Source organism: Dyella sp. (genome assembly GCF_051962475.1).
In the GTDB taxonomy this organism is placed as follows: domain Bacteria; phylum Pseudomonadota; class Gammaproteobacteria; order Xanthomonadales; family Rhodanobacteraceae; genus Dyella_A.
Window position 1 is genome coordinate 1 of the sequence record NZ_JBQCCF010000047.1, and the last position, 14176, is coordinate 14176.

A 14176-nucleotide genomic window follows, 5' to 3' on the forward strand; every position below is an offset into this window, starting at 1 on the left:
GCGGTGCTGGATCGCAAGCAGCTGCGTTTCCTGTACCGCGCGCGCACCACCAACAATGAAAGCAAGCGCACGGTGTCGCCGCAGCGGCTGACGCATTACCGCGACAACTGGTACCTGGATGCGTGGGATCACGATCGCGAAGCCCTGCGCAGCTTCGCCGTGGATCGCATCGCCGATCCGCACGCACTGGACGAAGCGGCGATCGACGTGCCCGAGGCGGATCTCAACGAATGGCTCGCTTCCAGCTACGGCATCTTCGCCGGCAAGCCCAAGGCCTGGGCGACGATCCGCTTCTCTGCCCACGCCGCGCGCTGGGTCGCCGACGAGCACTGGCACTCGCAGCAGAAGGGCGAATGGCTACCCGACGGGCGCTACGAGCTGAAGGTGCCGTATTCGAAGTCGCGCGAGCTGCTGATGGACGTGCTCAAGTACGGCCCGGATGCCGAAGTGGTGGCGCCACTGCCATTGCGCGAGGAAATGAAGAGCCTGCTGCACATGGCGCTGGGCGGCTACCAGCAGGTCCCCCGCTAGCTTCACGCTGGAGCCCTCTCGGGAGAAGGCTGGTGAAGGGCCGGCGCTCGCGGGAAAGCTCCGGAAAACCGGGCCGCCGCCTACGGATGGAACGGCCACAGCTGCGGGATCAGCCACATCGACAGCGCGCAGAACAGCAGGATGAGCGGGATGCCGACCTTCATGAAGTCGGTGAAGCGATAGCCGCCGGCGTAATACACCATGGTGTTGGTGGGGTAACCCACCGGCGTGGCAAACGAGGTGGCCGCCGCGAACGCCACCGCCACCACGAACGGGCGCGGATCCACGTGCATGGCCTGCGCCACCGAGGCGGCAATGCCGACCATCAGCACCACCGAGGGGTTGTGTCCCATCAGTTCCGTAAGCAGCGCGGTGAGCAGGTAGATCATCAGCAGCGCGGCCAGCGGACCATGGCTGCCGATCACCGCCATGCCCATGTGCACCACCGCGGTGGACAGACCGCTCTTCTCGATCGCCACGCCCAACGGCAGAATCGCCCCGAGCAGGATGATGATCTTCCAGTCCATGCCCTCGTAGACGTCTTTACGGCCAAAGCAGCCGGCCAGCGCCATTGCGGTGGCGCCGCAGATAGCGGCTATCGGAATCGGCAGCCAGCGCAGGCCCGACGCCACGATCACCGCCGCCATGATCGCCACCGCATAGAGCGCCTTACGCGGCGTGCGCGGCGCGTTCTCGCGCTCGCTGAGCACGATGAACGACTCGTCGTTGCGCACGTTGGTCATGGCCTCCTCGGCCACCAGCACCAGCAGCACGTCGCCCACCGCCAGCGACACGTCGCTGAGCTTTTCGCGCAGCACCTGGCCGCGCCGGTGGATCGCCAGCGCCACCGCGTCGTAGCGCCAGCCGATGCCGGTTTCACCAAAGCGGCGACCTTCCAGCGGGCTGGCCGGCGCGACCATGATCTCGGCGAGCACGCGCGGGCGGTCGTCGGCGTGCGCGTAGTGGCTTTCCGGCGCGTTGCGCAGGCCGGCCTGGCGGCGGAACTCCTCGATCTTCTCCCAGTCGCCGCGCACCAGCAGCACGTCGCCACGGGCGATCTGCTGCGAGCGCGGCGACCACATGCGCCGCTCGCCGCGCAGCAGCTCCAGCGGGTACACGCCGTAGCGCTCGCCCAGGCTGGCATCGGCGATGCTCTTGCCCAGCAGCGAGGACTGCTCGGTGACCTCCAGTTCGGTGACGTACTTGCCGATTTCCGCCTCCACCGGCATGTCGGTGTCGATGTGCCGCGGCAGCAGCCAGCGGCCGATCAGCATCAGGTAGACCATGCCCACCACCGCCAGCACGGCGCCCAGTGACGTGAACTCGAACACGCCGAACGGCTGCAGCCCGTGCTTCTGCGCCAGTGTGTCGGCCAGCAGGTTGGAGGAGGTGCCGATGAGCGTGCACACGCCGCCCATCTGTGCGGCGAAAGCCATCGGCATCAGCACCCGGCCGGGCGCGGTACCGGTGCGCTGGCACACCTTGAGCGCCAGCGGTAGGAAGGTGGCGACCAGCGCGATGTTCTTGATGAACGCGCCCAACGGCGCGATCGCCAGCATCATCGCCAGCGTCAGCAGCCAGGGGCGACGGATCTTCACCAGCAATCGGCTCAGCGGCTCCAGCGCGCCGGAGCGTTCGATGCCCATGCTCAGCGCGAACATGGCGGCCACCGTGACCGTCGCCTCGTTGCTGAAGCCGCTCAGGGCTTCGGCCGGACTCACGATGCCCAGGATCACCAGCGCCGCCAGCGCCATCAGCGCCACCAGGTCGATGCGCACTTTCTCGCTGGCGAACAGCGCCATCGCCGCGACGATCACCGCCACGGTGGCCCAGGCCTGCCAGGTCATGCGGCGACCTCGGGGACAGGGGAGCCGGTGGCAGCCGCGGGCAGCGGTCGTCGCAAGGTAAGGCGCATCAATAGTTCCCGGAAGAAGGCCGCCGCCTGGCGTCTGCTGCGCCGCCGCCATCCCGGGTGTGGATGCGGTCGCGGTCGCTGCTGCGGGGCCTTTCTGGCATCGTACGGAATCCGGGTGTTTGTACAACGTTATGACCCGCTACCGCCTGCGCGAGCCCATGGCCCACCTCGATACCCCGTCCGACGGGCACGACATCCAGACCACCCCCGAGCGCCCCACCCATGGCAGCCGACCGACCGTGGCGCTGGCGCTCGGCGCCGGCGGCGCCAAGGGCCTGGCACACATCGGCGTGATCGAGGAGATCGAGGCCGCCGGCTTCGACGTGGTGGCGATCGCCGGCACCTCGATGGGCGCGCTGATCGGCGGCATCTACGCGATGGGCAAGCTCGACGTGTACCGCGACTGGGTCACCGCGCTGGCCAAGATCGACGTGCTGCGCCTGCTCGACTGGACCTTCTCCGGCGGCGGCTTCATCAAGGGCGAAAAGCTGATTGGCACGCTGCGCGAGCTGATCGGCGACGTGCACATCGAGGAGCTGCCACTGGCCTACACCGCCGTGGCCACCGACCTGGAGCGCGAACGCGAGGTGTGGCTCACCCGCGGATCGCTGTTCGACGCCATCCGTGCCTCCATCGCGATTCCCACCGTGTTCCGGCCCCACCGCATCGACGGTCGACTGCTGCTGGACGGCGCCCTGCTCAATCCGGTGCCGGTGACCCCGCTGATGCGCGAGCGCGCCGACTACCTGATCGCCGTGAGCGTGGACGGGCCGGCCGAGCTGCCGGCCACCGCCGTGGTGGAGGCGGACGACGCCAGCCACCGCGGCCGGATCGCCGAGTGGCTCGGCCGGATGCTGCCCGGCAGCAGCAGCGTCGCGGACAGCCCGGCCATGCCTGGGGCGCTCGATTTGCTCAACCAGTCGATGGACCTGATGCAGTCGAACCTCGCACGGCTGCGCCTGGCCGCCTACGCACCGGATCTGCTGATCCAGATGCCGCGCAACGTTTCCACCGCCTACGAGTTCTACCGGGCGCGCGAGTTGATCGAGCTGGGCCACGAACGCGCCCGCGCCGCCCTGCAGGACTGGAGCCGCCAGGGCGTGATGCGCCAGCGCCAGCCCGAGGAATGAGCGTGCCTCAGCGCGGGCCGTGCGCGCGCAGCCAGGTTTCGAGGTAGTTCTTCAGCGCCAGCGCGTGGTTGTGCTCCTCGTCGCGCGCCGCGTAGAGCAGGGTAACCCGGTGATGTGTCGCGCGATCGGCCAGCGGACGCCAGTGGTCGGCCAGAGTGTCCAGTTCGGCCGCGTAGCGATGCCGAAAGCCCTCCCAGCGCGACGGCTCGTGGCCGAACCAGCGGCGCAGAGCAGGCGAAGGCGCGACCTCGCGCAACCAGCCGTCCAGCGCGGCATCTTCCTTGCGCAAGCCGCGTGGCCACAGTCGATCGACCAGCACCCGATAGCCGTCGCCCGCACCCGCGGGTGCGTAGATCCGCTTGATAGCAATGCCCATGCGCCGCTCCGCGCCCGGGAAAGTCCTTGAGCTTACGCCGCTGTCGCGGCGGGCGCCGCAAAGCCGGCGTGAAGAGTTACAGCTCTTCCACCGCCGTGACCTTGCCCCGGCGCATCAGCCACGCCACGCCGCGCAGGTCGGCCAGACCCACCCAAAGGCGATCGAGCATGCCGTACTTGGAGGTGCCGGCCGTGCGCGGGCGATGGCCCACCGGCACGCTCTGGCTCTGGAAGCCGGCACGCTTGACCAGCGCGGGCAGGTAGCGGTGCATGTGGTCGAAGTAAGGCAGGCGCAGGAACACCTCCCGCTCGAACAGCTTCAGCCCGCAGCCGGTGTCCGGCGTGGCGTCCTTGAGCATGCGCGAGCGCACCGCGTTTGCGATCTTCGAGGAGATGCGCTTGTTGAAGCTGTCGCGCCGCGTGGTGCGCCAGCCGGCCAGCAGACGCACGTTGCCGGCAGCGGCATCGCGCGCGGCCAGCAGCTTGGGGATGTCGGCCGGGTCGTTCTGACCGTCGCCATCCAGCGTGGCGATCCAGGGCGACTGCGCCGCGCGTACGCCGTTCCACACCGCGGTGCTCTGGCCGCTGCGGTTGACGTGATGGATCACCCGCAGCTCCGGATGGCTGGCCTTCTGCGCCTTGAGCACGTCGCGGCTGTCGTCGGTGGAATCGTCGTCGACGTAGATCACCTCGTAGTCGACCTTGCCGCGCAGCGCGGCGGCGATCTCGGCGAGCAGCGGCGGGATGTTGTCGCGCTCGTTGAAGACGGGGACGACGACGGAGAGCTGGGGCATGGGGGCCAGTCCGGAAATACGTAAGTTCGTGATTATCGCCGATGCCGCCGCCCTGTAGGAGCGCACGCTGTGCGCGAATGCTTACGCTACCGATCGACATCAAAGCCAAAAGCATTCGCGCACAGGGTGCGCCCCTACAGGAAGCCTCAGCGGATCTTGCCGAGGATGCCGTCCAACTCGTCGTTGCTGTGGTAGTGGATCACCAGCTTACCCTTGCCGCCGCGCCCCTGGGAGAGCAGCTCCACGCGGGTGGCGAAGCGCTCGGCCAGCTCGCGCTCGAGGTCGGCGACGTTCGGATCGCGCGTCGGGGCGCGCTTGGCCTTGCCCTTGGGCGCAGCCTGCGCCTTGCGCGCGGCCTCCTCGAGCTCTCGCACGCTCCAGCCGTTGCGCGCGGCCTCCAGCGCCAGCGATTCGGCCTCGCGCTCGGGCAGAGTGATCAGGCAGCGGGCGTGGCCCATTTCCAGCTTGCCTTCGTCGAGCAGCTTCTTGATCGAAGCGGGCAGTTCGGTAAGCCGCAGCAGGTTGGATACCGAAGCGCGCGAGCGGCCCACCGCATCGGCGGCCTGCTGGTGGGTGAGGTCGAAATCGTCGATGAGCCGCTTGAGCGCATCGGCCTCTTCCAGCGGGGTGAGGTCCTGGCGCTGGATGTTCTCGATCAGCGCCATCGCCGGCACGGCGACTTCCGGCACGTCCTTCACCAGCGCCGGAATCTCGCTCATCTGCGCCCGCTGCGCGGCACGCCAGCGGCGCTCGCCGGCGATCAGCTCGTAGCTGTGCTTGCCCAGCGCGCGCACCACCACCGGCTGGATCAGGCCCTGCGCCTTGATCGAGGCGGCCAGCTCGTCCAGCGCCTCGTCGTTCCAGTGGCGCCGCGGTTGGTACTTGCCGGGCTGGATCTGCTGGATCGGCAGCGTGCGCAGCTCGCCCTCCTGCTCGATCACCGATGGCGTACCGGCGCCATCGCCACCGAGCAGGGCGTCGAGCCCGCGTCCGAGTCCACGCTTCTTCGCGGCCATGCTTACTCCTGATGAAGGTCGATCGTCGCGTCGCGCGCGCCGTCGTGATCGTCGTGCATTTCGCTCAGCGCGGCCAACGCCGCCTGAGCACCGCGCTCGCGGCGGATGATCTCGCCGGCCAGGCCGATGTAGGCGATCGCGCCGCGCGAGCTGCGGTCGTACAGATGAATCGGCTGGCCGTGGCTGGGCGCCTCGGCCAGGCGCACGTTGCGCGGGATGATCGAGCGCAGCACCTTGTCGCCGAAGTGCTGGGTGAGCTGCGCCGAGACCTCATTGCCGAGGTTGTTGCGCACGTCGTACATCGTGCGCAGCAGGCCTTCGATCTCCAGCTGCGGATTGAGCCGCTGACGCACTGCCTTGACCGTGTCGAGCAGGCTCGACAAACCCTCCAGCGCGAAGTACTCGCACTGCACCGGAATCAGCAGGCCGTCGGCGGCGGTCAGCGCGTTGAGAGTGAGCAGGTGCAGCGAGGGCGGGCAGTCGATGAGGATGGTGTCGTACTTGCTCGCCACCTTGGCCAGCTGTTCCTTGAGTCGGCTCTCGCGCGCCAGCGCGTCCATCAGCTTGAGCTCGGCGGCGGTGAGGTCGCCGTTGCCGGGCAGCAGGTCGTAGTGCGCTTCGGTGGGGACGATGGCCCGCTCGATCGGCACTTCTTCCAGCAGCACTTCGCAGCCGTTCGGCTTGGTGTGGTTCTTGTCCACGCCCGAGGCCATGGTGGCGTTGCCCTGCGGATCGAGATCGACCAGCAGCACCTTGCGCTTGGCGGCAGCCAGCGACGCGGCGAGATTGACGGCGGTGGTGGTCTTGCCGACACCGCCCTTCTGGTTGGCGACAGCGATGATGCGGGCCATGTGTCGTCGGTACCGTGCGCTGGCGAAAAGGAGAACTAGATTAACAGGCTGCCGCGTGCGGGGCGGGTGCCGGGGCGTGCTCGATCACCGCCAGGTGACGCTCGCCCTCCAGCCCCGGCACCGCGAGCGCGTGCAGCGCGGTCAGGGCGAACCCGGGCGGCAGCCCGGCCAGTTCTTCGTCGGGACGGCGGCCCTTCATCGCCAGCCAGCGCCCGCCCGGAGCGAGCAGGTGACCACCCCAGCCGAGCATGTCGGCGAAGCTGGCGAAGGCGCGTGCGGTGATGCAGTCGAACGATCCCTGCACATCCTCCACCCGCGACTGCACCGCCTGCACGCCCTCGAGTTTGAGCGCGCGGATCGCCTCGCGCAGGAAGCGCACCTTCTTGCCGTTGGAATCGACCAGGGCGATTGCGCGCCCCGGCGCGGCGATCGCCAGGACGATGCCGGGCAAGCCAGGGCCGGTGCCCAGATCGGCCAGCGTCGTGCCGGTGACGTAAGGCAGGATCGCCAACGAATCGAGCAGGTGACGGGTGACCATTTCGGCCGGATCACGCACGGCGGTGAGGTTGTAGGTGGCGTTCCAGCGCACCAGCAGGGCCTGGTAATCGAGCAGGCGCGACACCGCTTCCGGCGGCAGCATGAGGCCGAGCGCGGCGATGCCTTCTTCGAGGCGGCGTTGCAGGGCGGAGCGCTCGGTCATGTCGGTTCCCGGTGGGCGAGGGCCGGTGAGTATCCGGCCGGCCGCAGACAAAAGAAAACCCGCCGAAGCGGGCAAGCGATGCGCAACTCCCCTGGCGCGGCCGCTCTCGGGCGACGCTGCGCGAATCTCCGCTCAGGCGATCTCCAGCTCCACCCGCGTGACCATCACCCCGCGCTCGCGCAGTACGCCGTTGATCGCCTGTTTCATGCGCGTACCCAGGTCGCGCCGGTCGGCGCTGCTCGGCATCGGCTCGACGCTGAGTGCGTCCAGCGCGCTGCGGCGGATCAGCTGGGCGGCCTCGTCGATCACCGCGTCGGCGCGCTCGGGCTCGAGCACCTGCCAGTACACGGTGCCACGTAGCTCTTGGCTGTCGGTCTGCGGCTGCTCGAAGCGCAGCACCTGGCCGGCGAGATCGATTCGGTGACCGATACGGTCCAACCCCGGCAGCACCCAGTGGGTGCCCGGCTGCAGCAGACGCAGCGGCTTGCCGCGGCGATACAGGCTATGCACCTGACCGATCGGCACGTGGCGCACGGCGCTGGCGGCAAAGCCAGCGAGGGCGACAACGAGGATGGCGGTCAGAGTAAGCATAATCAGTAGTTTGGGATCGACTTGTGCTGTGAAACCGAGATTAAGGGTACAGGGAACTGTACTGGCTTGGATTAATTTAAATTTAACGACGGACTCCGTCCAGTCCTCCAGGCGTGATGCACGCCACACCCCGACATGCGGGTGCGGCCACGCGGCGGACCGTCGCCTGGCATATCGGCCGCGGAACGCGGCGCTTGAACCGCGCCAGCCGATAGGTAGCGACCGGGCTTGCTGCGCTGCATGAACGTCGTCGGCCACAGCAGAGACCGGCGCAAGCCATGGTGCTGGCTGAGGGTTGAGGTTCGCATGGCAAAACCCCGGGCAAACCCTTGCGCAGCGCAGCAAATGCCTGTTTTGCAAAAGCTTTACAAGTTGCGATGAAAACGTTTACGTTCCGCCACAGCGCCCGGGCCCGGGCGCGCAAAAGGGCGCAACCGTGACGACAGTGACCATCAAAGACGTGGCGCGGGAGGCCGGCGTGTCGGTGGCTTCCGTGTCGCGCGCGTTGAATGGCAACGGCGGCGTGACGGCCGAGACGGAGCAGCGTATCCGCGCCGTCGCCAACCGCCTGCGCTACGTCCCGCACAGCGCTGCGCGCAGCCTGATCACCCGCCGCACGCACACCATCGGCGCCCTGTTGCCGGACCTGCATGGCGAGTTCTTCTCCGAGCTGATCCGCGGCATCGATCTGGCGGCGCGCGCCCGTGGGCTGCATCTGCTGGTGTCCAGCGCGCATGACGGGGTCGAGGACGCGGCCGCCGCGCTGCGCGCCATGCGCGGCCGGGTCGACGGCATGCTGATCCTGTCTTCGCGCGCGGACGTCAAGTTCCTGCACGCCAACCTGCCCGAAGCGCTCCCCACCGTGCTGCTCAACAGCGCGGTGCGCAGCGAGCACTACAGCGTGCTCAACATCGACAACGAAGGCGGCGCACGCGCGATGGTGCGTCACCTTGTGGATGCCGGGCACCGGCAGATCGCCTTCATCACCGGTCCCGACGGCAACTTCGACGCCGCGCAGCGCGAGCACGGTTATCGCGCCGCCATGGCCGAATTCGCGCCCGGCGCACCGGTGCGCGTGGTCGCCGGCGCGTTCACCGAGGAATCGGGCTACCGCGCGGGCCGCGAGCTGCTGACCACCGGCGCACGCCCGCAAGCGGTATTCGCTGGCAACGACATGATGGCGATCGGCTGCCTCTACGCCTTTCAGGAAGCCGGCCTTGAGGTACCCCGCGACATCGCGCTGGCCGGCTTCGACGACATTCCGATCGCGCGCTACGTCACCCCGTCACTGACCACGGTGCGCGTACGCATCGTGGACCTGGGGCGAAGTGCGCTCGAGCGACTGGCCGCGCTGCTGGATGCATCCGACCAGACCACACCTTCCACCGACACGCTCGGCTGTGAAGTGGTGGTGCGCGACAGCTGCGGTGCACGTCCGCACGACAGCAAATCAACCAAGAAAGCCCGTTGAGGGCACATCAGCAACATCCCTTTGGGAGGGTAGTCATGAAGGCTCCACTGCAACTGAAGAAGAAACTGCTCGCCAGCGTCATCGCCACCACCGTCGTGGCGATCGGCGCGGCCCCTACGACGGCATGGAGCCAGTCGGCCTACGCCACCTTGCGCGGCAAGGCGGCCGCCGGCGCCACGGTCACGGCATTCAACCCAGCGACCGGCACCACGCGCCGCGCCAACGCCAGTGCCGACGGCAGCTACACACTGACCGGCCTGCCGCCGGGCACCTACCAGGTGGATGCCGGCCCGGGTACGCAGCAGAACGTCACGCTGACCGTGGCTTCGACGGCCACCCTCAACTTCTCGGCCCCCGCGGCCGGCACCGAGGCGCCGTCGGCGGCCAACGCCACCAACCTCACCGGCGTCAGCGTGTCGGCCACGACCCTTACCGAGGTGAAGACCTCGGAGGTTGGCGCCACGGTGTCCTTGCACCAGATCGACACCACGCCGCAGATCACCCGCAACTTCCTCGAGTTCGCTGACGCCGTCCCGGGCATGGCGTTCACCACCGAGAACGGCAAAACTGCGATCAAGGCTGGAGCCCAGCCGGCTGCGAATGTAAATGTTTACATCGACGGCGTCGGCCAGAAGAACTACGTCCACGGCGGCGGTCTGGCCGGCCAGGCCGGCCCCAACCACGATGGCGACGCGGGCAACCCGTTCCCGCAGCTGGCGATCGGCCAGTACAAGGTAATCACCTCGCAGTACAAGGCCGAGTACGACCAGATCTCCTCGGCGGCGATCACCGCCGAGACCAAGTCCGGCACCAATGAATTCCACGGCGAAGCCTTCGAGACCTTCACCAGCGACCGCTTACGCGCCGAGACGCCGGCCGAGGCGGAAGCCCACAACAAGGCCCGCGGCGTCAGCCGCGAGTACGGCGGCGCGATCGGCGGTCCGATCATCAAGGACAAGCTGCACTTCTTCGTGACGTATGAGGCGAAGGAGTTCCAGACGCCGACCACCACTACCGGCTCCAACCACACCTACAACAACGTGCCGTACAACACGTACCTGCCGGCGGACGCCCGCGCCCAGCTCGGGCCGAGCGCATTGCCGTTCAAGGAGAACCTGTACTTCGGCAAGCTGGACTGGGAACCGACCGACCGCGACCGCTTCGAGTTGAGTACGAAGATCCGCAAGGAGAGCCAGATCTACGGTGCAGGCATCACCACGGCGCCGTCAGCCAACTATAATTACCGCAACGACGACAAGCGCATCGACGCGCGCTGGCAACACAGCGCCGATGCTTGGTTCAACGAGCTGATGTGGAACTACGAGAGCACGCTGGATTCGCCCTCGGCGATCACCGACGCACCGGCGACGAGCTATGTCTGGAACGATCCCCAGCCGACCGACACGATCCTGCTGATCAATGGCCAGGATCCGCGCCAATACTTTGAGGCGCGCCAAAAGGGTAATGCGATCCAGGACAACCTGACCTTCAACGACCTTGAGTGGCACGGCGACCACGTCATCAAGATGGGCGTGAAGTACAAGGAGGTCCAGCTCGACGACCGCGACAGCTCCACCGCTGCTAATTATTTCTACAACGTCGGCCCCGGTGGCACCGAATCGGTACCGTATCGGGTGACCTTTGGCAAGGTGAACTCCGGCCTGCCGCTGACTGCAGTGTCGAAGAACAAGCAGTTCGGCACCTACATCCAGGACGACTGGGCGGTCAACGACAAGCTGACGCTGAACCTCGGCGTGCGCTGGGACTATGAAAAGTCGCCGCAGTTCCTGAACTACAAGACCCTGCAGCCGGTCGTCGATGCAATCAATGCGCCCAACTACGAGTTCACCGACGGCAACGGTACGGTCACCATCGACCACTCGTATGCGCAAAGCCTGGCTGCGGGCGGCATCAACATCAACGACTACATCAGCAACGGCCACAACCGTAAATCGCAGAAGAACGAAATCCAGCCGCGCCTGGGCTTCTCCTACGACCTCAACGGCGACGAGGAGCACGTGATCTTCGGCGGTGCCGGCCGCGCCTATGACCGCAACCTGTTCGACGTGATCTCGCTGGAGAACAGCAAGAACGCGCTGTCCGAGCCCGATATCTACTTCGAGAACCCGAACGGCATCAACGGCTGCGGGCCCGGGCAGGCGGACGGCCAATCGTGTTTCGTGTGGGATCCGAAGTACCTTAACGCCGCCACGCTGCAAGGCCTAGGCAACGGCGTGAGCGAGGTCGACATGATCAACAACAAGATCAAGTCGCCCTACTCCGACCAGTACAGCCTGGGCATGCGCAACAAGCTGGGCGACTGGAACACCAGCGTCACGCTGGCCCGCATCCTGCAGTACAACGGCATCGTCGGCCAGCTCGGCAACCGCTACCCGAACGGCAAGTTCTACACCTACGGCACCAACACCAACCAGTGGGGCGACTCGGGCGTGCCGGGCATCGGCAGCCTGATCCTGTTCGACAACGGCAAGACCACCTATAACACCCAGCTGCTGCTGTCGGTCGACAAGCCCTACACCCGCGAGAGCGGCTGGGGCATGACCATCGCCTACACCCATACGCATGCCACGCAGAACCGCCTGTACTCGGACGGCTACGCGTTCGACCTGCCGAGCATCAAGGACTACCCGTTCCAGCTCTCCAGCGCGGCGCCCAAGCACCGCCTGGTGGTGACCGGCTCGATGGACGCGCCGTGGGGGATCACGGTGGCCGGCAAGCTGGTGTTGGAGACCTCGACGCCGCGGTCGGCGATCGCCTGCTGCAACCTGTACCCGAACTCGGTCGGCGCGCAGGGCGAGATGTCGGCGGCGTGGCCGGTGGTCGGCATCCCGAAGGGCTCGAAGTTCCTGTTCGGCGGCCCGGTCTTCGGCTACCGCGACGTGGACCTGCAGGCGTCAAAGAACTTCGACCTCGGCCGCGGCCTCACGCTTCAAGTCCGCTTCGATGCATTGAACGTGTTCAATTTCAAGAACTACGCGGACACGACCGACTTCTTCGACAACGGGTACACGCCGGTCTACACCAAGGACGGCAACATCATGGGCGTGCCGCGCACGTACAAGCTGACCGCCGACATCAAGTTCTAACCTGCCGGCTGAACGCTTCACCCCGACAGGGCCTGCTCCGGCGGGCCTTGTCTCTTTTGGGGGCGGCGTTTGAATCATTCGCACGCCGGCTCCCGAGTTCAAGAGTTGGCTCACGTGTTTTCGGGCAACAGGCAGTCGAGATGAACGATCCAATCAAGAGCATCCTCGTGGTGGGCGGTGGCACCGCCGGCTGGATGGCGGCAGCCGCGCTGGCCAAGGTGCTCGGCGACGGCTGCGCGATCCGTCTGGTGGAGTCGGAGGAGATCGGCACCGTCGGCGTGGGCGAGGCGACCGTGCCACACCTGAGCCTGTTCAATCGACTGCTGGAGATCGACGAGGCCGAGTTCGTGCGCCAGACCCAGGGCACGTTCAAGCTGGGCATCCAGTTCAACGATTGGAGTCGTCCAGGCGAGTCCTACATCCACGGCTTCGGCACGATCGGGCATGACATCGCCATGCAGCCGTTCCACCAGTTCTGGCTCAAGGCGCGCAAGCTGGGCTTCGCCGACGACATCGGCGCCTATTCACTCAATACCCTGGCCGCGTCGCACGGCCGGTTCATGACCTCGGCCAGCGATGCACCCGCCAACTCCCCGTTGGCCAACATCGCCTACGCCTATCATTTCGATGCCGGGCTCTATGCCCGCTACCTGCGCGGTTATGCCGAGAAGCGCGGGGTGCAACGCACCGAGGGCAAGATTGCCCATACCGTGTTGCGGCCGGACGACGGATTCGTCGAGTCGGTGGTCCTGGAAAGTGGCGAGCGGCTCCAGGCCGATCTTTTCATCGACTGCTCCGGCTTCCGCGGGCTGCTGATCGAGCAGACGCTGCATGCCGGCTACGAGGACTGGACGCATTGGCTGCCGTGCGATCGAGCGCTGGCAGTGGCCTGCGAGAAAGTCGGGCCGCCGACGCCATACACCCGTTCCACTGCACGCAAGGCCGGCTGGCAGTGGCGTATCCCGTTGCAGCACCGCACCGGCAACGGCTACGTCTACGCCAGCGCCCATCTGAGTGACGACGAAGCAGCGGCCTCGCTGCTGGCGAACCTCGATGGCAAGGCGCTGGGCGACCCCCGCCCGCTGCGCTTCGTGACCGGGCGTCGGAAACGCTCCTGGAGCCGCAACGTAGTGGCGCTGGGCTTGGCGAGCGGCTTCATGGAACCCCTGGAATCAACCAGCATCTTCATGATCCAGTCGGGCATCAGCCGTCTGCTTTCGTTGTTTCCCCGCCGCGATTGCAGCCAGGTTCTGCAGGACCGCTTCAACCGGGAATCGGCGTGGGAAGCCGAGCGCATCCGCGACTTCCTGATCCTGCACTACCACGTCAACCAGCGCGAAGGCGACCCGTTCTGGCAGCAGTGCCGCGAGATGGCGATCCCTGACTCGCTGCGCGAGAACATTGCGCTGTTTCACGATACCGGCAGCTTTTTCCGCGACGGCAACGAGATGTTCGGGCTAGTCAGCTGGGTGCAGGTGATGCTGGGCCAAGGAATCATGCCCGAGCGCTATCACACTCTGGTAGACCAGATGCCCGAACAGGACCTCCGCCACTTCATGCAAAGCGTGCGCAATGTCGTCGAGAGTTGCGTCGAAGCCATGCCCCCGCACGAAGCGTTCATAGCGCGGCACTGCGCCGCCTGACCTTTCGTCCCCTTCCCGGCGCTCCCCGGCGCCTCGACCGCGAACGACCGAT

The 14176-nt window shown here is 66.8% G+C and carries 12 protein-coding genes; 5 read left to right on the forward strand and 7 right to left on the reverse strand.

Features of this window, described 5'->3' with window-relative positions; genetic code table 11:
• Nucleotides 1-531, forward strand: a 531-nt coding sequence (locus ACTHJF_RS10280; RefSeq protein WP_440267027.1) for a helix-turn-helix transcriptional regulator, incomplete at its 5' end; no start/stop codon positions are given.
• Between the two features lie 80 nt (nucleotides 532-611).
• Here ACTHJF_RS10280 and ACTHJF_RS10285 read toward each other — a convergent pair.
• A complete protein-coding gene (locus tag ACTHJF_RS10285) occupies nucleotides 612-2498 on the reverse strand; it encodes an SLC13 family permease (protein ID WP_440267028.1) in 1887 nt (628 codons plus the stop codon).
• Nucleotides 2499-2604: 106 nt separating this feature from the next.
• Between ACTHJF_RS10285 and ACTHJF_RS10290 the strand changes: the two genes are divergently transcribed.
• Complete coding sequence (locus tag ACTHJF_RS10290) at nucleotides 2605-3576, forward strand: patatin-like phospholipase family protein (RefSeq protein WP_440267109.1); 972 nt, start codon at nucleotides 2605-2607, stop codon at nucleotides 3574-3576.
• 7 nt (nucleotides 3577-3583) lie between these two features.
• Here the strand turns inward: ACTHJF_RS10290 and ACTHJF_RS10295 are convergent, their stop codons facing one another.
• The 6 genes from ACTHJF_RS10295 to ACTHJF_RS10320 form a co-directional block, all read right to left on the reverse strand.
• A complete protein-coding gene (locus tag ACTHJF_RS10295) occupies nucleotides 3584-3952 on the reverse strand; it encodes a DUF488 domain-containing protein (RefSeq protein WP_440258872.1) in 369 nt (122 codons plus the stop codon).
• 76 nt (nucleotides 3953-4028) lie between these two features.
• Nucleotides 4029-4745, reverse strand: coding sequence for a glycosyltransferase (locus tag ACTHJF_RS10300; protein WP_431635008.1), 717 nt, complete (start codon nucleotides 4743-4745; stop codon nucleotides 4029-4031).
• A gap of 146 nt (nucleotides 4746-4891) precedes the next feature.
• On the reverse strand, nucleotides 4892-5761 hold the full coding sequence (locus tag ACTHJF_RS10305) for a ParB/RepB/Spo0J family partition protein (protein ID WP_440262817.1): 870 nt from the start codon (nucleotides 5759-5761) through the stop codon (nucleotides 4892-4894).
• Between the two features lie 2 nt (nucleotides 5762-5763).
• Nucleotides 5764-6612: a ParA family protein gene (locus ACTHJF_RS10310; protein ID WP_440267029.1), complete on the reverse strand. Its 849-nt coding sequence runs from the start codon at nucleotides 6610-6612 to the stop codon at nucleotides 5764-5766.
• A gap of 40 nt (nucleotides 6613-6652) precedes the next feature.
• Nucleotides 6653-7312, reverse strand: coding sequence for a 16S rRNA (guanine(527)-N(7))-methyltransferase RsmG (gene rsmG, locus ACTHJF_RS10315; RefSeq protein WP_440267030.1), 660 nt, complete (start codon nucleotides 7310-7312; stop codon nucleotides 6653-6655).
• Nucleotides 7313-7444: 132 nt separating this feature from the next.
• Nucleotides 7445-7903 carry an SPFH domain-containing protein gene (locus ACTHJF_RS10320; protein WP_440267031.1) on the reverse strand — a complete coding sequence of 153 codons (459 nt, stop codon included), beginning with the start codon at nucleotides 7901-7903 and terminating at the stop codon, nucleotides 7445-7447.
• A gap of 436 nt (nucleotides 7904-8339) precedes the next feature.
• On the opposite strand from ACTHJF_RS10320, the gene ACTHJF_RS10325 reads away from it, so the two are divergent.
• The 3 genes from ACTHJF_RS10325 (at nucleotide 8340) to ACTHJF_RS10335 (ending at nucleotide 14124) form a co-directional block, all read left to right on the forward strand.
• On the forward strand, nucleotides 8340-9374 hold the full coding sequence (locus ACTHJF_RS10325; protein ID WP_440267032.1) for a LacI family DNA-binding transcriptional regulator: 1035 nt from the start codon (nucleotides 8340-8342) through the stop codon (nucleotides 9372-9374).
• 35 nt (nucleotides 9375-9409) lie between these two features.
• On the forward strand, nucleotides 9410-12481 hold the full coding sequence (locus ACTHJF_RS10330) for a TonB-dependent receptor (RefSeq protein WP_440267033.1): 3072 nt from the start codon (nucleotides 9410-9412) through the stop codon (nucleotides 12479-12481).
• A gap of 140 nt (nucleotides 12482-12621) precedes the next feature.
• The gene (locus tag ACTHJF_RS10335) at nucleotides 12622-14124 is read left to right on the forward strand and encodes a tryptophan halogenase family protein (RefSeq protein WP_440267034.1); all 1503 of its coding nucleotides are present in this window, start codon (nucleotides 12622-12624) and stop codon (nucleotides 14122-14124) included.
• Nucleotides 14125-14176 lie beyond the last annotated feature (52 nt).